Origin of the sequence: Dryocola clanedunensis, assembly GCF_038405435.1 — a bacterium.
In the GTDB taxonomy this organism is placed as follows: domain Bacteria; phylum Pseudomonadota; class Gammaproteobacteria; order Enterobacterales; family Enterobacteriaceae; genus Dryocola; species Dryocola clanedunensis_A.
On the sequence record NZ_JBBYHZ010000008.1, the window covers coordinates 48,534 to 68,741 of the forward strand.

Below are 20,208 nucleotides of genomic sequence, written 5' to 3' on the forward strand. Positions count from 1 at the left end.
CAGGGAGAGGGTTAGGGTGAGGGTCCTGAATCAGCGGCTCTGCTTACGCAGCAGGTAAACAAAGTAAGGCGCGCCGATAAAGGTCGCCAGCAGCCCGGCAGGGATTTGATCCGGGAACAGCACCATCCTTCCGCACCAGTCTGCCGCCACCATCAGCATGCCACCAATTAATGCAGCCATCATCAGCTGCGGCATCGCACGCCTGAAGCCCAGCATCCTGGCAATATGCGGCGCCATTAAGCCCACAAAACTCAACGGCCCAACGGTAAGCGTAGCGGCAGCGGTCAGCGTTGCGGCCAGCAGCAGCAGGGCAAAGCGGGACGGGGTCAGCGCCATGCCCACCGCACGGGCGGTTGCGCCACCCAGCGGCAGAATCATCAGCCAGCGGCGGCACAGCGGCGTAAGCGCAAACAGCACTACCATCAGAATCAGCGTTTTTACCGCCTGCTCGCCCGTGACGTTATAGGTCGAACCGGAAATCCAGGTGAGGATCCCCGCCATCCTCGGGTCGCCGCTTGCCATCAGCAGCATAAGCAGCATGGTAAATGCGGTGCTGAGCGCCATCCCCGCCAGCAGCATGCGCTGCGGTGAAAAGCCCCCTCTTCCGGCTGCGATCATGATCACCAGCAGGGTGATTGCCGCCCCCAGGCTGCCCGCCGGGAACAGCCAGCCGAAAGCATTACCGGGTACGATAAACAGCATCACGACCACGCCAAACGCCGCGCCGGAGCTTATCCCCAGCACTTCGGGGCTGGCCATCGCGTTCCCGGTCAGGCGCTGTATCACGCAGCCCGCTACCGCCAGCATCATCCCGGCGGTCAGCGCCGCCAGCATACGCGGCCAGCGCCACGGCAGCAGGTCGTGGAACATTTCGCCGTTCACCCAGTTCCAGCCGTGGGCATCGCGCCCCAGGGTAAGCGCGGTGACGATAACCAGCGCCAGCAGGCCCCCCGCAACCAGAACCCACCAGCCAATATGCTGGCGTTCAGCCGGGACGTTATCCCCCGCGTTCAAAGCAGGCGTGCCGACGGTACGCAGGCGCGGCAGCAGCCACAGCAACAGTGGAGCGCCAATCAGGGCGGTAACCGTGCCGGTAGAGATTTCACGCCACGCGCCGGTCAGCCAGATGACAGCCTGATCCGAAAGCCAGAGGATCAGCGCGCCAATCAGCGGGGCCAGGAAAAGCCGGGCCGCAAGGCGTCGTGCGCCGAGCATCTTCGCCAGCAAAGGGGCAAACAGGCCGATAAAGCCAATGATGCCTACCGCGTTAACCAGTAAGGCACTGATGGCGATGGCCAGAATTAATGTCGCAAGGCGGACCAGCGAAAGCGCCAGGCCCAGATTACGGGCAACGCCGTCATCCAGCCCCATCAGCGTAAGCGGACGCAGCAGCAGGAGCGTCAGCAGCATCCCGCCCACCAGGCGCGGCCACAGGCCGTTAACGATGCTCCAGTCCGTCTGGTTCAGCGCCCCGGTGCTCCACAGGAACATGTTTTGCAGCTGGTCATGGTGGAAAATTGCCAGCAGCTGGTTCACCGCGCCGCAGTAAAGGCTGACGACCAGCCCCGCAAGGATCAGCGTGACCGGTGAGAGGCGCTTGCCCCACGCCACGCCAAAGACCAGCAGGCCGACCACGCCCGCGCCAATCAGCGCCGCAAACTGTTGCGTTTCGAAACCGCCCGGCAAGGCCCAGAGGGTAGCGACGGTAACGCCGAGCTGCGCCCCGCTCGCCACGCCAAGGGTCGTCGGTTCAGCAAGGGGGTTACGTAATACCTGCTGGAACAGCACGCCCACCAGCCCCAGTCCGGCCCCGACCAGCAGCGAAATTGCCAGGCGAGGCAGGGAGCTGTAATGGAACAGCATCTGGCTGATATCGTCGATATTCGGCTGCCACCAGGCTTTTGACCATTGTGCCGAAGGCAGCTGGCTATCCAGGTTATGCAGCGTCAGCCAGAGGGCCGCGATAAAAAGCAAAGCCAGCAGCACGACCGGAAACAGGACATGATGACGTTTCACGCTTCGCTCCCTACGGCTTTTGCCAGCATCGTTGTGAAGTTCATGGCGGAGATGGTTGCGCCGTACAGCCACACGGCAGGCACGCGCTGAAAACGCTGCTGACGCACGAACGGCATCGCTTTCCACAGCGGGGTTGCCATGACTTTTTCCATTTCGGCATCGTTGTTGTGATCGAAGCAGATGACGTCCGCATCTTTGATGGCGGCAAGCCGCTCAAGGCCGACCACCGCCGTGCCCCAGAAGTTGGTTTCGCCATGCCAGGCATTTTTCACCCCCAGCAGATCCATGACCTCCTGGAACAGGCTGTTTTCGCCGACCACCAGCGCATGGCGAGGGTCGAGCAGCGTCATCAGCAGCACCGGCGTATCGCCCCGTGCGGCAAAGCGCGGCTTCATATCGGCAATAAAACGGTCGAACTTCGCCAGATGCTCGGCTGCGGCCTGCGGCCTGCCCAGCTTCACACCGAGCTCAGCCAGCGATTTGCGGGCCACGCTCAGGGGTTTGCCCGATCCGTCATTGAAGTTAAACCCCATTCCCGGCGCGATGCGGGCCATTTTATCGGGCGACGGACCGTAGCCTGCGGAGTAGATAATCAGCGACGGTTTGAGCTGGGTAAGCAGCTCGAGATTCGGCTCCGTACGCAGCCCGACGTCAATAACCCCGTCGGGCAGCTTCGGTTCGCCTACCCAGGCGTGATAATTAAGTTTGTCCGCCATCGCCATCGGCGTGACGCCTAACGCCAGCAGGAGCTCAACGGGCAGCCATTCAAGGGCCACAACGCGGCTGGCATCAACCGGGGCCGCCTGGGCAAAACCTGCCTTCAGCAGGAGCGGCGAAAGCGCCAGCGCAGTCAGCAGCTGACGACGGCTCACAGGGGAATTGAGAAGTTCAGGCATCAGTAAACGAAGCTCACCGGTGCAGCCCCTGCCGGGTGCGGCAGGATGCCCATCGGGATACCGTAAATATGCTCCAGCGTTTCGCTTTGCATAATCTCAGCCGGATTTCCCTGGGCAATCATTTCCCCCCCGCGCAGCGCGACCAGATGGTCACAGTAGCGGGCGGCCATATTGATATCGTGGAGAACGGCGATCACCGTCAGGCCCCGCTGCTGGCTCAGACGATGAATCAGCGCCAGCACGTCCACCTGATGGGCGATATCCAGCGCGGAGGTTGGTTCATCCAGCAGCAGGCAGCGGCTGTCCTGGGCGACCAGCATGGCAATCCACGCGCGCTGCCGCTCGCCGCCCGAAAGACTGTCCACCAGACGGTGGGCAAAGGGCTTAAGGCCCACCAGCGAAATCGCCTCTTCAACAAGCTCGCGGTCCGCCGCGCCAAAGCGCCCCAGCGCCCCGTGCCACGGGTAGCGACCTATCGCCACCAGCTCACGCACCGTCATGCCTTCTGCGGCAGGCAGCTGCTGCGGAAGATAGGCCACCTGGCGGGCGAACGCCTTGCTGTTCCAGTCGTCCAGAGGCCGATCGTTGAGCAGGATCTCCCCGTCCGACGGCTTCTGGTGGCGGCCAAGCATTTTCAGGAGCGTGGACTTACCGGAACCGTTGTGGCCAATCAGGCCCGTGACTTTCCCCACCGGGAAGGTGAACGAGAGAGGATGGAGCAGCGTACGGCCCGGCACGCGGAAGGTGACGTCAGAAAGGCTGAATGTGGTATCGGGATGGGGGTGTTTGTCCTGCATGGGAACCCAACTTGTTGATGGATGCGGCGAACCGCCGCATCCTGAGAGCGATTAGAAGCGGAAGGTCGCGGTCGCAACCACCTGACGTTCTGCACCCCAGTAGCAGGCGTAGTCGCGGTAGCAGCTGGAGACATACTCACGATCGAACAGGTTGTTAACGTTCACCCCAACGGACGAGCCGGGCATACCGAAGCGCGCCAGATCGTATTTCACCATCGCATCCGCGACCGTATAGCTCGCTACGTTGAAGGCTTCGTTAGTCTGCGGGCCAGTGGTGTAGAAGCTGGACGTAGAGCCAACATAGCGCGCGCCTGCGCCAAAGGTTAATCCGCTGAGCGCCGTTTCGTGGAAGGTGTAGTCAGCCCACAGGGAGGCCATGTTGCGCGGCACTTCCGCAGGACGCTTGCCTTCATACAGCGTGTCGTGGGTGTATTCGGCGTCGGTGAAGCTGTAGGCCGCGGTCACGTTGATGTTTTCGTTTACGGCTGCCTTCGCTTCCAGCTCAAAGCCGCGGGAGCGAATTTCACCGCCCTGGGTGCTGAATGTAACATCACGCGGATCAGGCGTGAGGTTTTTGTCTTTCGTCAGCTGGTACACCGCTGCGGTAATCACAACCGGCAGATCTTTCGGCACATATTTCACGCCAGCTTCGTACTGTTTACCCATTGAAGGATCAAATGGTTTTTTGTCCAGGCTTGCACCCGATACCGGCTCGAAAGATTCGCTGTAGCTGATGTACGGCGCGATACCGTTATCGAACACGTAGTTCAGGCCGCCGCGCCAGGTAAACTGCTCGTCATTAATTTCCGCAGTGGTATTGCTGGAGCGCGTCAGAGTAGACGTTTTCGCGAAGTCGTAACGCCCACCCAGGGTCAGTACAAACTTGTTCCATTCTGCCTGATCCTGTACGTACAGGCCGGTCTGCTCCTGACGGTTAAGCACTTCGTACGGGAAGAAAGTCACAACGTTCGCGTTACCGTACTGCGGGTTATGCATATCGATTGGGCTGGCAGAGCCATAATCCGCATCGATATCGTTACGCATACGCATGTAATCCACACCGGTTAACAGGGTGTGGTCGACCGCGCCGGTTGCAAATTTAGCCTGCGCCTGGGTATCAACGGTGAAGTTGTTCAGGTCTTCATCGGAACGCACGTAGGCGCGGCTGATTTTGCCCGGGGAGATATAGCCGTTGCCGTACACGGAGTCGTACAGCGTATGAACCTGGGTGTAACGCAGGTTCTGGCGCACGGTCCAGGTATCGTTAAATTCATGTGCGAAGCTGTAGCCCACCATCTGCTGACGACGCGCCAGCTTGTTGCTGTCTTCGCCTTCGTTGAAATCAGTTGGCAGCTTGTGTTCGTTACCGTTCGCGTCTTTATAAGGCACCACGGTGCCTTCACGCGGCAGCCAGCCGTAGTAACCCGCATGCGGGTCGCTCTGGAAGTTGCTCAGGAAGGTGAAATCGGTTTTGTCATCCGGACGCCAGCTGAAGGAAGGGGCGATAGCGTAGCGGTTAGATTTCACCATCTCCTGCTGTGCGTTTTCACTGCGGGCAAGGCCGGTCAGACGATAGGAGTACACGCCGTCATCGTCCAGCGCGTCGCTGAAGTCAAAACCAGTCTGCCACAGGTTATCGGTACCCATTTTGAACTGGATTTCTTTCAGCGGCTCGGTAGTCGGACGCTTGCTGACCATGCTGACAACGCCGCCCGGGTTGCTCTTCCCGTAAAGGACGGATACCGGGCCGCGCAGCAGCTCAACGCGCTCAAGGAAGTACGGATCCATGGAGGCTTCTGAGTAGTTATCGCCCTGAAGCTTCATGCCGTCCAGATACTGGTTGGTATTGACGGTCGAAGAAGTTGTGAAGCCACGGATAGACACAACGTCGTAGGCAGAGGAGCTGCCGCGAGTAGAGAAGACGCCCGGCGTATAGCTCAGCGCGTCTTTAACGGTCTGCGGCTGTTTGGTTTCCATTTCTTCACGTGTCACAACAGAAATAGACTGCGGCGTCTTTTCAATTGGCGTGTCGGTTTTGGTGGCGGTCACGGTACGTTTTGCCGCAACGGTCGCAGCAGGGCCCAGCGGATCTTCCTGCGCTACAGGTGCCGCAATAACGGTAATGGTGTCTTCTTTCTTGGTTGCGGTATCCGCGGCGAAGCTCGATACGCTGACGCCGCCCAGGGTGGCCGCAACGAACAGTGCAAGTTGACGAACGGAGGTGTTAACTGGAAGTCCCACGAGTGAACGCGCCATTGTATAATCTCTGATGAAGTGAAGAATGATAACCTAAACGATAATTATTATTATGCCGCAGAATAATAGACGAAACGGAAAGCGCATAGCAAGCGGATCACAACCCTGACGGGACTGAGGGAATAATAATTAACCAGAGGGATTGTGCGGGGATAGAAAAAAGAAAAGCCCCCGTGAGTAACGAGGGCTTTGTGGGCATATCAGGCCTGATTATTTACTGCCAAACATGTCCTTGATCCAGCCGGCAACGCCGTCGCTCTCTTCCTGCTTCTGAGGCTGCTGCTGTTGCTGCTGTTGTGGCTGCTGCTGAGGCTGCTCAGAAGACTGGTCGAACGGGTTGTTCGTCTGCTGCTGTTGCAGGCTCTGCTGGCAAAGCGCATCCGGGTTCGTTGTCCAGACAGGCAGGGTACGCGTCTGACCGCCGCTGCACTGGAAGTTACCCGCGTCATCCACGCCCATATCCACGATATCTTCCGGCTGCGTTAGCGTCAGCGGGATCGGCGTTTGCGCCGCGAGATAACGCTGATAAAGCGCCATCGCACCGCTTGCGCCGTACAGCTTCGTTGGCTGGTTGTTATCGCGCCCTACCCAGGTGATGGTCACTTCTTTGCCATCAATGCCCGCAAACCAGGTATCCACGTTGTTGTTGGTGGTCCCCGTTTTACCGGCCAGGTGAAGCTTTGGATATTTACTGCCCAGCGCACGCCCCGTACCACGGGCCATAACCTGCTGCATGGTATAGAGCGTCATGTACGCCGCCTGCGGTGGCACCGCCTGCTCTGCCTGCGGGAAGCTCTGATACAGCACCGTGCCGTCTTCGGAAATAACCGAGCGCAGCGCGGAAAGCGTTGCACGGCTGCCGCCGCTGGCGATGGTCTGGAACGCCTGTGCGACCTGAATTGGCGTCAGGTTCAGCGCCCCCAGAATCATGGCCGGTACCGGGTTCAGCTGGTCTTTCGGCACGCCCAGTTTAGTCCAGGTATCCGTGATGGCAGGCAGACCAATCGCCATGCCAAGGTTAACCGTTGGCACGTTCATGGAGCGCGCTAGCGCATCCACCAGCATAACCTGGCCGCTGAAGCGCTTATCGTCGTTCTGCGGGGACCAGACCTGGCCGTTAGGCTGGCGCAGGGAGATTGGCGCATCCGCAATCCAGGTATTCAGGCGATAGGTATCCGGCTTGCTTAACGCGGTCAGATAGGTCGCCGGTTTCGCCAGCGAGCCGATTGAACGGCGCGCCTGCATGGCGCGGTTAAAGCCTGCAAACTGCGTTTCCGCCCCGCCGACCATCGCGCGCACTTCGCCGGTATAGCGGTCAACGATAACCATTGCCGCTTCCAGATCCTTCAGCTTACGGGAGGCGCGCAGAACCGGTACGCCTTCGCTCACCGCTTTTTCCGCCGCATCCTGAGACACCGAATCGAAGGTGGTGAAGATCTTCACGCCGGAGAGATCTTTCACTTTGTCGCCCAGCTTCGCCTGCAGCTCGTTACGCACCATCTGCATAAACGCCGGCTGCGGTGAAATCACCCCGCCGCGCGGCTGCACGCCCAGAGGACGCGCGCTCAGCATGTCGTACAGCTCCTGATCGATAACCTTCTGCTCCTGCAGCAGGCGCAGCACCAGGTTGCGACGCTCAAGCGCCAGCTTCGGATTACGCCACGGGTTATAGATCGACGCCCCTTTCACCATGCCCACCAGCAGCGCCTGCTGATCGAGGCTCAGCTCTTCAACCGGGCGGCCGAAGTAGTAGAGGCTCGCCAGCGGGAAACCACGGATTTCGTTGTCGCCGCTCTGGCCGAGATACACCTCGTTCAGGTACAGCTCGAGGATGCGATCTTTGCCGTAGCGGGCATCCATGATCAGCGCCATGTACGCTTCGTTCGCCTTACGCCAGTACGTTCTTTTGCTGGAGAGGAACAGGTTCTTCACCAGCTGCTGCGTCAGGGTACTCGCCCCCTGCACCGTACGGCCTGCCGTCAGGTTCGCCAGCATGGCACGGCCGATAGAGTAAAGGCTGATACCGTCATGCTCGTAGAAGTGACGGTCTTCGGTGGCAATTAGCGTGTCCACCAGCAGGTCCGGGAAGCCCGTACGCGGCACGAACAGACGCTGTTCGCCGTTTGGCGAAGAGAGCATGGTGATCAGGCGCGGATCCAGACGGAAGAAACCGAAGCTGCGGTTGTTATCCATGTTCTGGATCGACTCGAGGCGGTCGCCGTCAAAGACGAGGCGCGCGCGGATCTGCCCTTCTTTGCTGTCCGGGAAATCAAAGGGCCGACGGATCATCTCGATGCTGTTGGCCTGCACGGTAAACTCACCCGGACGCGTCATGCGCGTGACCTGGCGGTACTGGGTGGCTTCCAGCAGGTTCACCATCTCTTTTTTGCTGTACGGCATGTCCGGCTCAAGGTTCACCATGCGGCCATAGACCGCCGCAGGGAGCTGCCAGACTTTACCGTCGATGCGGCTGCGGATCTGCTGGTCCAGATAGACCCCGTAGATCACAAACAGCACCACAAAGACGACGAACAGCTTCAGCAGGAACCATAGCCAGCGGTGTTTCTTCCGTGGCGGACGGCCGTTACCGCCCCCCTTCCCTTTACGTGGTGGCATCGGTTCCTCGTCTTGATAATCATCTTCGTAATCATCGTCATACTCTTCTTCCCTGACCCGACGACGGCTTACTTTTTCTTTCGCGGGACGAGAGGGTTTCCCCTTGCGTCCAATAGGTTCGCGGTCATTCCCCGCCATTGCTTTCTCCACCAAATATAAGGCGCACGGCCTGATTCTCCTTTCTTCCACGGCTTGCGGAAGAAGAAATCTCTCAAAGTCACTGGTACTTTTTGGTACGCCTTGTCGGCAGCGCATCGGCCGGAGAGTCCGGCCATACATGCTTCGGATAGCGCCCTTTCATCTCTTTTTGCACCTCCCTGTAGGCCCCGTTCCAGAACGCGGTCAAATCACGCGTGACCTGTAGCGGACGCTGAGCGGGAGAGAGCAGCTCAAGCACCAGCGGGACGCGCCCCCCGGCAATCACCGGGGTTTGCGCTTCGCCAAACATTTCCTGCATTCGTACCGCCAGCGCGGGAGGGTTGTCCTCATCGTAACGAATGGCAATCTGGCTTCCGGTCGGCACAGTGTAATGAGTTGGCAGCGCAGTATCCAGACGTTGACGCTGTGACCAGCCGAGCCAGTTTTGTATCGCCCTGGTAAGGTCGATATTTTTCAGGGCGCGCAGCGAGTGGACGCCGTTCATTTCCGGCAGCAGCCAGCCCTCTAAATCACGCAGCAGCGCCTCGTCGCTCATTTCAGACCATTCTTGCTCAGGCAGCCATTTTGCCGCGCAGGCCAGCCGAATACGCAGCTGCTGCGCCTGCGGCGTCCAGTTCAGCACGCTCAGCCCCCGCTCGCGAATACCGTTGAGCATCGCCCGATGCAGCTCCTCTTCCGACGGTTTCGCCAGCGGCCGCACTTTTACCACCAGCTGGCCAATCTGCTGGCGGCGAAACGCCTTCAGCGTGCCCTGCGTTTCGTCCCACTCCACGGAGTCGCTTTGCCCGAGCAGCGCAGGCACGCTGGCAATGAGATTGTCGATGTCCAGCGGCAAAGCCTGAAGCATTCGCGCATCCGGCGTCTGGCTGCCCTGTAAAAGCAGCGGCGCTAACAGCCATTCATAGCGGGTGAGCGCATCATCCTGATTTAACATTGCGCCCATGCCGTTCGCCAGCTGGTAGCGACCTTCCTGCCCACGCCTGCGGGCAATGCGGTCGGCAAAGGCCCGGGCGAGCAGCGGCCCTGCCAGCGAGATATCCGCCTGACCGCCACGACTGTTTAGACGCTTCAGAAGCCTGGCGCTGCGCTGCTGCCAGTTATCCTGACGGCGGCTGAAGGCGTTGCGTAAATCGCTGTCCTGACCGCGCGGCGGCTCTTCCAGAATTGCCGCCAGCCTGGCCGCAGTGGCCTGCTCATCGGGTGTTCTGGCGGCAATCAACATCGCCGCTAAACGGGGATCGTTGCCGAGCTGCGCCATTTTCTGGCCCGCCGGGGTCAGGTGCTCCTGCTCATCCAGCGCGTTCAGCTGCCGCAAAAGCTTCCGTGCCGCATGCAGATTAGCCGCAGGCGGCAGATCCAGCCAGGTAAGCTGCTCCGGCTGCTGGCAGCCCCACTGTAAAAGCTCAAGCAGCAGGCCGGAAAGATCGCTTTGCAGGATTTCCGGCTCGCTTTGCGCGGCGGCGCGTTCGGCCTGCTCCGCGCTGGTGAGATGCAGGCAAATACCCGGTTCGAGACGCCCGGCACGGCCCGCGCGCTGGGTCATGGAGGCCTGGCTGATGCGCTGGGTCACCAGGCGGGTCAGCCCGGTTCGCACGTCAAAACGGGCTACACGCTCCTGGCCGCTGTCCACCACCAGGCGGATGCCTTCAATCGTCAGGCTCGTCTCGGCAATGTTGGTTGCCAGCACGACCTTGCGCGTGCCCGGCACGGCCGGAAGTATAGCTTTACGCTGTTCGCTCAGCGGCAGCGCACCGTACAGAGGGCAAAGCTGAACGTCGCTGGCTACGCGCTCCCGCAGCTGCTCCTGCACGCGCTGGATCTCCCCGACGCCCGGCAAAAACAGAAGCAGCGACCCCGACTCTTCACGCAGCAGGTTTGCCACCGCGACCGCGACGGCTTCGTCAAAACGTTGATGGGTAGCCAGCGGGCTATAGCGCCGCTCGACAGGAAAAGCGCGGCCTTCGGAGCTGATGACGGGCGCGTCCGGCAGGCATTTTTGCAGGCGCTGGTTATCCAGCGTGGCCGACATAATCAGCAGCTTCAAATCTTCACGCAGCCCCTGCTGCACGTCCAGCAGAAGCGCGAGCGCCAGATCGGTCTGCAGGCTGCGCTCGTGGAATTCATCAAGGATAACCAGCGCGATGCCGGTGAGTTCAGGATCGCGCTGGATCAGGCGGGTCAAAATCCCTTCGGTCACTACTTCCAGCCTGGTATCAGGCCCGACGCAGGTTTCCGCCCGCATCCGATAGCCGACCGTTTCGCCGGGCTTCTCGCCAAGAAGCTCCGCCAGGCGCTGGGCAACGTTGCGGGCGGCGAGGCGGCGCGGTTCAAGCAGCAGAATTTTTCCGCTCAAACCGCCCTCTTTGAGGATTTGCAGCGGGAGCCAGGTGGATTTCCCTGCCCCGGTAGGCGCGTTAAGCAGCACCTGCGGCGCGACTTGCAGCGCGCTGAGAACATCGGTTAGGACCGCGGCGACAGGTAATGACGACACAAACAGCTCCAAAGGGTTAACATACGCAATCGCGCATTGTAGCATTCCGTACACACATAACCGAGAAACCCCCATGGCCGACACTCGCCGTCTGTTCTTCGCCCTCGATATGCCCGCCGTGGTGCAGCGGCAGATCGTCAGCTGGCGTGCTGAGAACTTTCCCGCGGACGCCGGACGCCCCGTTGCGGCAGCGAATCTGCACCTGACGCTCGCTTTTTTGGGTGACGTCAGCGCCGAAAAACAGCGTGCGCTAAGCCGGCTGGCGGGACGTATCCAGCAGTCTGGCTTTACGCTAACGCTCGACGATGCCGGGCTGTGGGCGCGCTCAAAAGTCGTCTGGCTCGGCCCACGCCATGCGTCGCTGGGGCTTATCCAGCTGGCCAATATGCTGCGCGCCCAGGCCGCGCGTAACGGCTGCTACCAAAGCCCGCAGCCTTACCATCCTCACGTTACGCTCTACCGCAGCGTGACCCAGTCCGTCGCCATTCCACAGCCCAACTTCCGCTGGCAGTTTAAAGTTGAGGAGTTTGTGCTTTACGAGTCAGTTTTCAGCCAGGGCCGCACCCGTTACCAGCCGCTGGAGCGCTGGCCGTTACATAATAAGGAAGAGTAAATGGAGTTTTCCCCGGCGCTGCAGCCAGCCACTTTAATTCAACGCTATAAGCGCTTTCTGGCGGATGTGGTCACCCCCCAGGGTGAATTGCTGACGCTACACTGCCCGAATACCGGCGCGATGACCGGCTGCGCCACGCCGGGTGATACCGTCTGGTATTCCACCTCGGCCAATCCGAAGCGTAAATATGCCCACACCTGGGAAATTACCGAGACGCAAAACGGCGATTTTATCTGCGTGAATACGCTGCAGGCGAATAACGTGGTGAAGGAAGCGCTGGTCGAAAATCATTTTTCAGAATTAAGCGGTTACACAAAAATCCTTAGCGAAGTGAAGTACGGCGCAGAGCGCAGCCGGATCGATTTTATGTTACAGGCGGATAACAAAGTTAACTGCTATATTGAAGTGAAATCGGTCACGTTATCCGAACAGGGAAGTGGCTTTTTCCCTGATGCTGTGAGCCTTCGCGGGCAGAAGCATCTGCGGGAATTGATGAGCGTGGTCAGGCATGGAGAGCGCGCAGTGCTGCTGTTTGCGGTGTTACACTCCGCCATCACTCGTGTCTCCCCGGCACGCCACATCGACGCAAAATATGCGCAACTATTGTGCGAGGCGCAGGAATGCGGGGTGGAAATATTGGCCTTGCGGGCAGAACTTTCTGCCAGAGGGCTGACGCTAACCTCGCCGTTACCTGTCTGTTTATAACATCTCATTTACAAAGAACGGTTAACGCTTTTTGTATGTTTTGTGTTCTGGTCGCTCGCGTAAATACGCTTTTCCTCACAGGGTTGTCAATAGCGAAATTTATATAATTGCCATCCTGAAAAGCATCTGCTATTTATAGCGACCTGATTTTCCCCCAACAGGGGACCGATAGTGCGTGTTAAGGAGAAGCAACATGCAAGAAGGGCAAAAGCGTAAAACATCGTCCCTGAGTATCCTCGCCATCGCTGGGGTGGAGCCTTACCAGGAGAAAGCGGGCGAAGAATACATGAACGAAGCCCAGCTGTCGCACTTCAGGCGTATTCTTGAAGCCTGGCGTAACCAACTTATGGACGAAGTTGATCGCACCGTCACGCACATGCAGGATGAAGCTGCTAACTTCCCGGACCCGGTCGACCGTGCCGCCCAGGAAGAGGAGTTCAGCCTGGAGCTGCGCAACCGCGATCGCGAACGTAAGCTGATCAAGAAGATCGAGAAGACGCTCAAGAAAGTAGAAGACGAAGATTTCGGCTACTGCGAATCCTGCGGCGTTGAGATTGGTATTCGCCGTCTTGAAGCACGTCCGACAGCTGATTTGTGTATCGACTGCAAAACGTTGGCAGAAATTCGCGAAAAACAGATGGCTGGCTAACAGCACGCGATTTCACCACTTTCAAAGGCGGGAGTCTCTCCCGCCTTACTTATTTGTAGACTCATGACAGCTCCCCATTACATCGGGCGATTCGCCCCCTCACCCTCCGGTGAACTTCATTTCGGCTCGCTGATTGCCGCCCTCGGTAGCTATCTGCAGGCCCGGGCTAACCATGGCCGGTGGCTGGTGCGCATCGAAGATATCGACCCGCCCAGAGAAGTGCCGGGTGCTGCCGATACGATTCTGCGCCAGCTTGAACATTATGGTTTGCACTGGGATGGTGACGTTCTCTGGCAGTCCCGGCGCCATGAGGCCTATCGCGAAGCGCTGGCCTGGCTACGCGACCAGCATCTCAGCTATTTCTGCACCTGTTCCCGCAGCCGCATTCAGCAAATCGGCGGCTTCTACGACGGCCACTGCCGGACGCTGAATCACGGTCCGGAAAACGCCGCCGTGCGCCTGGTGCAACAGCATCCGGTATTAAGTTTTGAAGATAAACTGCGCGGCACGCTGCTGGCGGACGAACAGCTTGCGCGGGAAGACTTTATCATTCACCGCCGCGACGGCCTGTTTGCCTATAATCTGGCCGTGGTGGTGGACGATAACTTTCAGGGCGTGACGGAGATTGTGCGCGGCGCGGATTTGATCGAGCCTACCGTACGTCAGATTTCGCTGTACCAGCAGTTTGGCTGGCGGGTGCCGCAGTACATGCATCTGCCGCTGGCGGTCAACGAGCAGGGCAATAAGTTATCCAAGCAAAACCACGCTCCGGCGCTGCCGCAGGGCGACCCACGTCCTGTACTTATCAATGCGTTAGCATTCTTAAATCAGCCGCTTATTCCCTGCTGGCAGGATCTGTCGCTGGACAGCCTGTTAAGCGAAGCGGTAAAAAATTGGGCGCCGGGTGACATTCCACTTAAGGCTCCCGTGAATACGTCATTCTCAAATGCGCCGCACTGAGCTATGATTAGCCGCTGTTTTTTTTGTCCCTAATGATTGACACTGCCGAGGTGGACCATTTTTACCCGAGTCGCTAATTTTTGCCGCAAGGTGCTTAACCGCGATGATGTCGTGGCTGAGGAGAAAGAAGATCTCCCGCAAATCACGGTCATTCCGCGTGACCAGCATGCTATCTCCCGCAAAGATATCAGTGAAAACGCCCTGAAGGTGCTCTACCGTTTGAATAAAGCGGGCTACGAGGCATACCTTGTTGGCGGCGGCGTGCGTGACCTTCTGCTGGGCAAAAAACCGAAAGATTTCGACGTCACCACCAGCGCCACGCCGGATCAGGTTCGTAAACTGTTCCGTAACTGCCGTCTGGTTGGCCGCCGCTTCCGCCTGGCGCACGTCATGTTCGGGCCGGAAATCATTGAGGTCGCCACCTTCCGTGGCCATCATGAAGAGCAAAAATCCGATCGCCAGACCTCGCAAACCGGTCAGAACGGCATGCTGCTGCGCGATAACATCTTCGGCTCTATAGAAGAAGATGCCCAGCGCCGCGACTTCACCATCAACAGCCTTTATTACAGCGTGGCCGATTTTGCCATCCGTGATTACGTTGGCGGTCTGCGTGACTTACGTAACGGCGTGATTCGCCTGATTGGCGATCCGGAAACGCGCTACCGTGAAGATCCGGTACGTATGCTGCGCGCCGTGCGCTTTGCCGCCAAGCTGAACATGACTATCAGCCCTGAAACCGGCGAACCTATTCCACGCCTGGCAACGTTGATTAACGACGTTCCTCCTGCCCGCCTGTTTGAAGAGTCTCTCAAATTGCTGCAGGCAGGCCACGGCTATCCGACCTACGAACTGCTGCGTGAATACCAGCTGTTCCAGCCGCTGTTCCCGAGCATCACCCGCTGCTTTACCGAGCAGGGCGACAGCCCGATGGAGCTGATAATTGCCCAGGTGCTGAAGAATACCGACAACCGTATCCAGAACGATATGCGCGTGAATCCGGCGTTCCTCTTCTCCGCCATGTTCTGGTATCCGCAGCTGGAGATGGCCCAGAAGCTCACCCAGGAAAGCGGCCTTGCCTATATGGACGCCTTCGCCCTGGCGATGAACGAAGTGCTGGACGAAGCCTGCCGCGCGCTGGCGATTCCGAAACGTATTACCACCCTGGTGCGCGATATCTGGACGCTTCAGCTGCGCCTCTCCCGCCGCCAGGGCAAGCGCGCCTGGAAGCTGATGGAGCATCCTAAATTCCGCGCCGCGTACGATCTGCTGGCCCTGCGTGCCGAAGTGGAAAATAATCAGGAGCTGCTGCGTCTGACCAAATGGTGGGGCGAGTTCCAGGTTGCCGCGCCGCCGCTGCAGAAAGGCATGCTCGACGATCTGGGTGACGAACCGGCAGCGCGCCGTCGCCATCGCCGTCCCCGCAAGCGTGCGCCACGCAGTGGTGGCACCGCGTGACCCTGGCGTTTATCGCCCTCGGCAGCAACCAGGCGTCACCGCTTGAGCAGGTCGCTCAGGCTCTTGACGCCATCGCAGCCATTCCGCACAGCCGGGTGGTTGCCACTTCCTCTTATTATCGCACCCCGCCGCTCGGCCCGCAGGATCAGCCCGATTACCTGAATGCCGCAGTGGCGCTGGAAACCGATCTTTCAGCCGAAGAGCTGCTTGATCATACCCAGCGCATCGAGCTGGAGCAGGGGCGCGTTCGCAAAGCCGAACGCTGGGGCCCGCGCACTTTAGATCTGGATCTCATGCTGTTCGGGGCAGAAACGATCGCCACTCCGCGCCTGACCGTCCCCCACTACGATATGAAAAACCGCGCCTTTATGCTGGTTCCCCTGCTGGAAATCGCCCCTGACTGCGTTTTCCCGAACGGCGAAAGAGCGGCCGACGTGCTGGCCACGCTGTCCCGCGCGGGCATTTCGTACTGGTAACGCCCAATTTTTTGATAAAGTAGCAATCGATTCCCCCTTCCTTATCCAGGGACCGCCATGAAACCAATCACGATGTCTCAGCTGCGCCAGTGGAAACAGGCCCAGCGTAAATTCGCCACCATCACCGCCTATGACTTCAGCTTCGCCAAACTGTTTGCCGAAGAGGGCATCGGCGTGATGCTGGTTGGCGATTCGTTAGGGATGACCGTTCAGGGGCACGACTCCACGCTGCCGGTAACCGTAGAAGATATTGCCTACCACACGCGTGCGGTACGACGCGGTGCGCCGCACTGCCTGCTGCTGGCCGACCTGCCGTTTATGGCTTATGCCACGCCGGAACAGGCTTTTATCAACTCCGCAGAAGTGATGCGTGCCGGGGCAAATATGGTAAAAATCGAAGGCGGAAAATGGCTGGTTGAAACTGTTAAAATGCTTACCGAGCGTGCCGTGCCGGTTTGTGGTCACCTGGGGCTGACGCCGCAGTCGGTGAATATTTTCGGCGGCTATAAGGTTCAGGGACGGGATGAACAGGCAGCTCAGACGCTGTTTGACGATGCCGTCGCTCTTGAAGCCGCTGGCGCACAGCTGCTGGTACTGGAATGCGTGCCGGTGGCGCTGGCGAAACGCATCACCGAAGCGCTGACCATTCCGGTCATCGGCATCGGCGCGGGTAACGTCACGGACGGGCAGATTCTGGTAATGCACGACGCGTTCGGCATTACCGGTGGCCATATTCCGAAATTCGCCAAAAACTTCCTGACCGAAGCGGGTGACATGCGCGCCGCCGTGCGCCAGTACGCCGCTGAAGTTGAGTCCGGCAGCTATCCGGGCGAAGAACACAGTTTCCACTGACAGGAGAAAGGTTGTGCTGATAATCGAAACGTTACCGCTGCTCCGCCAGCAAATCCGCCGCTGGCGCCAGGAAGGCAAGCGCATTGCGCTGGTGCCGACCATGGGTAACCTGCACGACGGCCATATGACGCTGGTTGAAGAAGCGAAGGCCGTGGCTGACGTGGTTGTGGTGAGTATTTTTGTTAACCCAATGCAGTTCGACCGCCCGGACGATCTGTCGCGCTATCCGCGCACGCTGCAGGAAGATTGCGAGAAGCTTAATCGCCGTAAGGTCGATCTGGTGTTTGCGCCCGCTCCTGCCGATGTCTATCCGCAGGGCCTGGACACCCAGACCTACGTTGACGTGCCGGGCCTTTCCACCATGCTGGAAGGCGCAAGCCGCCCGGGCCACTTCCGCGGCGTCTCCACCATCGTCAGCAAGCTGTTTAATCTGGTTCAGCCGGACGTCGCCTGCTTCGGGCAGAAGGACTACCAGCAGCTGGCGCTGATCCGCAAGATGACGGCGGATATGGGCTATGACATTGAGATTGTCGGCGTGCCGACCGTGCGTGCGAAAGATGGCCTCGCGCTCAGCTCCCGCAACGGCTACCTGACCGCCGAACAGCGTAAAATTGCCCCAAACCTCAGTAAGGTCATGAACTCCATTGCCGATAAGCTGCGCGCGGGTGAGCGTGATACGGAAGAGCTGCTGGCGATTGCGGCAACCGAGCTTAACGAAAAAGGCCTGCGTTCTGACGATCTGCAAATCCGTGACGCCGACACGCTGCTGGAGCTAAGTGACGGCAGTAAATGCGCCGTCGTTCTCATGGCCGCATGGCTTGGTCAGGCGCGTCTGATTGATAACATTCAGGTTGATTTAGGGCAGTAGACAGCCCTGTAAAAACGGGCAATACTGCGCCAATATATTCATGGGATCGATGAAAATCGGTCCGGTTTAAGCCCAGACACAAAGGTTTAATTTTATGATTCGCACCATGCTGCAGGGCAAGCTCCACCGCGTGAAAGTGACCCAGGCGGACTTGCATTATGAAGGCTCCTGCGCCATCGATCAGGACTTCCTCGAGGCGGCAGGCATTCTGGAATATGAAGCCATCGATATCTATAACGTGACCAACGGTAAGCGTTTCTCAACTTACGCGATTGCCGGTGAGCGCGGATCGAAAATTATCTCTGTTAACGGCGCGGCGGCACACTGCGCAAGCGTGGGTGACATCCTGATTATCGCCAGCTACGTGACGATGCCGGACGAGCAGGCGCGCAGCTGGCAGCCAAAAGTCGCCTATTTTGACGGTGACAACGAGATGAAACGCCTGGCGAAAGCCGTACCGGTTCAGGTGGCGTAAGAAGTTTTCCCCTCACCCTAACCCTCTCCCCAAAGGGGCGAGGGGATCGATCGAGCTGTTTCCGTTATTCACCCTCTCCCTTTCGGGTTGAGGGTATAAACTCAGGACTCCGGCTGATTCGTTATCAACCGTGACATCGTCTCCAGCGAGTCCGTCCGCAGAATATAAAGCCGCTTCAGCAGGAACGGATTATCTCCCGGCTTGACCTTGCCCCTTACCGTGGTGACCGCCATATGGAAGCCCGCGTCGTTCGCAGCCCTCACCGCCTTGTCGTCATAGCCACCAAACGGGTACGACACATACAGCACGTGCGGGTTGAACTGCGCCAGCGCGCGTCGGGAATGTTTAAAATCGAACAGGATATTGTGGTAGCTGCGGCTCAGCAAAATGGGACGGCGATAGCCGTCAACGCGGTGCAGGAAGTGGGTGTGGGACTGCACGTCGAACACATCCTGGCTGGCCTGCAGTTCCGAAACGCTCATAAACTGCAGTGATTTAGGATTCCACTTCTGGGGATGACGCTTGATGCGCGACGAGATAATAAACGACGTCGCTTTAAAGCCGTACTCTTTCAAAATTGGGTACGCATAGCGGTATACGGACTTCAGCCCGTCATCAAACGTAATCACTACCGAGCGTGCGGGCAGATTCATGCGGTTGCGCACGTAGCCTTCCAGCTGATACATCGTCAGCGTGCTGTAGCCTCTGTCGCGCAGCCAGGTCATCTGGTTGCTGAACGCCACGACGGAGGTTGTCGTTGAGGTATGACGAAAACGCGTGTTTTCTTCATCGCGCAGGATGTGGTGGTAGGTCAGCACCGGAATGCCGTTATCCTGCTGCGCGTCCAGGCTGCTGACGTAGCCCAGACGGTTGCCGATGCGGATCTGAAACCAGGTCTGGTTCAGCCGGTCTTTCAGCTTAGCGCTGATGGGATAGCGGATGTTGTCCGCCAGGGTACCAAAGGGAGCGCTGCCGCTGTTCGGCGCGTTATAAACCTGCACATCCCGGAAGGTCAGCAGATTCTGGTTGCTCAGCGGCTTGTTTAAATCCCCTAGCCTGTCCTCAACCCTCTGTTTTCCTGCCACCGGCCCCAGGTGGCTCTTATCGATAAACCCGGTGCCGAAGCCGAAGCGAAACTCGTAATAATCCGCCGCCGTCGGGACAACCGCCAGGATCTGTCCTTCCTCGATGGTGCCAACGGAAATGACTTTATCCCCGACCTGCGCCCAGATATCGGCATCTTCTGTGGTCTGCATATACTGTGCGGGGATTTCATGGCTGCTGAGCAGGCTGGCGTGGGCCTGGGATGCACAAAACAGTGCCATCAGGCAAAACATGAGGCGGGTTAACATAGCGGATTAAATAGCACTTTTTGCACATCCAGAGAGGGAGGCGGCTATTTTAGCATTTACGGCGTCAATACCAACCTTTCAGATCAATATTGATGCAGTAAGACAAACGGCGGGTTTTTACTCTGCTGATGCCAGAGGCTGGTGACCGCCTCTCCGCCCTGCCCGACGATGAGCTGGCGAAAAGCTTCGCTGCTCAGCTTATCGCGCTGGTCGATAATAGCCGTCAGCAAAGGTAGCGTAACGCCGGAAATAACTTCGCAGTGGGAATGAGTGTGGCTCAGCTGGGCGGCGGTACGGTAGGGAGCCGCGCCCGTTTTATCGGTAAGAAAAATGACGCCGTCGCCGGAGTCACAGTTATAAAGCGCGTCGCACAGCATGCGGCTCAGCATATTGGTGCTTAACCCTTTCCAGAAGTTCACCGCACAGCACTGGGCCTGCGGGCCGAAGCGCTTTTCAAGCGCGTCCAGCATATCCTGAGCATAATAGTCGTGACCCGTGATCACCCATCCCAACATCGCGTATCTCCCGTAAACGAGAGGGTAGTCTGCCAGAAAGATCGTCGCGCGGGCTGA

Annotated in this window: 17 protein-coding genes; 9 read left to right on the forward strand and 8 right to left on the reverse strand. The window is 58.7% G+C overall.

The annotated features are described in order from the left end of the window. Positions 1 to 30 precede the first annotated feature (30 nt). From fhuB to hrpB, 6 genes are all read right to left on the reverse strand, one after another. The gene (gene fhuB / locus AAE045_RS16710; protein ID WP_455548687.1) at positions 31 to 2,016 is read right to left on the reverse strand and encodes a Fe(3+)-hydroxamate ABC transporter permease FhuB; all 1,986 of its coding nucleotides are present in this window, start codon (positions 2,014 to 2,016) and stop codon (positions 31 to 33) included. Continuing rightward, a complete protein-coding gene (gene fhuD / locus AAE045_RS16715) occupies positions 2,013 to 2,912 on the reverse strand; it encodes a Fe(3+)-hydroxamate ABC transporter substrate-binding protein FhuD (RefSeq protein WP_455548688.1) in 900 nt (299 codons plus the stop codon). Before fhuD ends, fhuB begins: the two co-directional genes overlap by 4 nt. Beyond that, entirely contained in the window at positions 2,912 to 3,709 is a 798-nt protein-coding gene (gene fhuC, locus AAE045_RS16720; RefSeq protein ID WP_455548689.1) for a Fe3+-hydroxamate ABC transporter ATP-binding protein FhuC, read from the reverse strand. Before fhuC ends, fhuD begins: the two co-directional genes overlap by 1 nt. Before the next feature lie 51 nt (positions 3,710 to 3,760). Beyond that, positions 3,761 to 5,965, reverse strand: coding sequence for a ferrichrome porin FhuA (fhuA, locus tag AAE045_RS16725; protein ID WP_455548690.1), 2,205 nt, complete (start codon positions 5,963 to 5,965; stop codon positions 3,761 to 3,763). A gap of 210 nt (positions 5,966 to 6,175) precedes the next feature. Continuing rightward, positions 6,176 to 8,719: a bifunctional glycosyl transferase/transpeptidase gene (gene mrcB / locus AAE045_RS16730; RefSeq protein WP_455548691.1), complete on the reverse strand. Its 2,544-nt coding sequence runs from the start codon at positions 8,717 to 8,719 to the stop codon at positions 6,176 to 6,178. Between the two features lie 79 nt (positions 8,720 to 8,798). Continuing rightward, complete coding sequence (hrpB, locus tag AAE045_RS16735; RefSeq protein ID WP_455548692.1) at positions 8,799 to 11,231, reverse strand: ATP-dependent helicase HrpB; 2,433 nt, start codon at positions 11,229 to 11,231, stop codon at positions 8,799 to 8,801. A gap of 73 nt (positions 11,232 to 11,304) precedes the next feature. Between hrpB and thpR the strand changes: the two genes are divergently transcribed. The 9 genes from thpR to panD all read left to right on the forward strand — a co-directional run bounded on the left by thpR (position 11,305) and on the right by panD (position 18,284). Continuing rightward, on the forward strand, positions 11,305 to 11,844 hold the full coding sequence (gene thpR, locus AAE045_RS16740; protein WP_455548693.1) for an RNA 2',3'-cyclic phosphodiesterase: 540 nt from the start codon (positions 11,305 to 11,307) through the stop codon (positions 11,842 to 11,844). Then, positions 11,845 to 12,549: a DNA/RNA nuclease SfsA gene (sfsA, locus tag AAE045_RS16745; protein ID WP_455548694.1), complete on the forward strand. Its 705-nt coding sequence runs from the start codon at positions 11,845 to 11,847 to the stop codon at positions 12,547 to 12,549. A gap of 193 nt (positions 12,550 to 12,742) precedes the next feature. Then, positions 12,743 to 13,198 (forward strand): RNA polymerase-binding protein DksA, encoded by a 456-nt coding sequence (gene dksA / locus AAE045_RS16750; protein WP_121266913.1) that lies wholly within the window; start codon positions 12,743 to 12,745, stop codon positions 13,196 to 13,198. 63 nt (positions 13,199 to 13,261) lie between these two features. Further along, on the forward strand, positions 13,262 to 14,158 hold the full coding sequence (gene gluQRS, locus AAE045_RS16755) for a tRNA glutamyl-Q(34) synthetase GluQRS (RefSeq protein ID WP_455548695.1): 897 nt from the start codon (positions 13,262 to 13,264) through the stop codon (positions 14,156 to 14,158). Positions 14,159 to 14,215: 57 nt separating this feature from the next. Next, the gene (pcnB, locus tag AAE045_RS16760) at positions 14,216 to 15,613 is read left to right on the forward strand and encodes a polynucleotide adenylyltransferase PcnB (protein WP_455548781.1); all 1,398 of its coding nucleotides are present in this window, start codon (positions 14,216 to 14,218) and stop codon (positions 15,611 to 15,613) included. Continuing rightward, positions 15,610 to 16,089: a 2-amino-4-hydroxy-6-hydroxymethyldihydropteridine diphosphokinase gene (gene folK / locus AAE045_RS16765; protein WP_455548696.1), complete on the forward strand. Its 480-nt coding sequence runs from the start codon at positions 15,610 to 15,612 to the stop codon at positions 16,087 to 16,089. The genes pcnB and folK overlap by 4 nt, the downstream gene beginning before the upstream one ends. A 57-nt stretch (positions 16,090 to 16,146) precedes the next feature. Further along, complete coding sequence (gene panB / locus AAE045_RS16770) at positions 16,147 to 16,941, forward strand: 3-methyl-2-oxobutanoate hydroxymethyltransferase (protein ID WP_455548697.1); 795 nt, start codon at positions 16,147 to 16,149, stop codon at positions 16,939 to 16,941. Between the two features lie 13 nt (positions 16,942 to 16,954). After that, positions 16,955 to 17,809 carry a pantoate--beta-alanine ligase gene (gene panC / locus AAE045_RS16775; protein ID WP_455548698.1) on the forward strand — a complete coding sequence of 285 codons (855 nt, stop codon included), beginning with the start codon at positions 16,955 to 16,957 and terminating at the stop codon, positions 17,807 to 17,809. A gap of 94 nt (positions 17,810 to 17,903) precedes the next feature. Continuing rightward, positions 17,904 to 18,284 carry an aspartate 1-decarboxylase gene (gene panD / locus AAE045_RS16780; RefSeq protein WP_455426972.1) on the forward strand — a complete coding sequence of 127 codons (381 nt, stop codon included), beginning with the start codon at positions 17,904 to 17,906 and terminating at the stop codon, positions 18,282 to 18,284. A gap of 101 nt (positions 18,285 to 18,385) precedes the next feature. On the opposite strand, the gene AAE045_RS16785 is transcribed toward panD, so the two are convergent. Continuing rightward, a complete protein-coding gene (locus AAE045_RS16785) occupies positions 18,386 to 19,636 on the reverse strand; it encodes a polysaccharide deacetylase family protein (RefSeq protein WP_455548699.1) in 1,251 nt (416 codons plus the stop codon). An 83-nt stretch (positions 19,637 to 19,719) separates the two neighbouring features. After that, the gene (locus AAE045_RS16790) at positions 19,720 to 20,151 is read right to left on the reverse strand and encodes a PTS sugar transporter subunit IIA domain-containing protein (RefSeq protein WP_455548700.1); all 432 of its coding nucleotides are present in this window, start codon (positions 20,149 to 20,151) and stop codon (positions 19,720 to 19,722) included. Positions 20,152 to 20,208 lie beyond the last annotated feature (57 nt).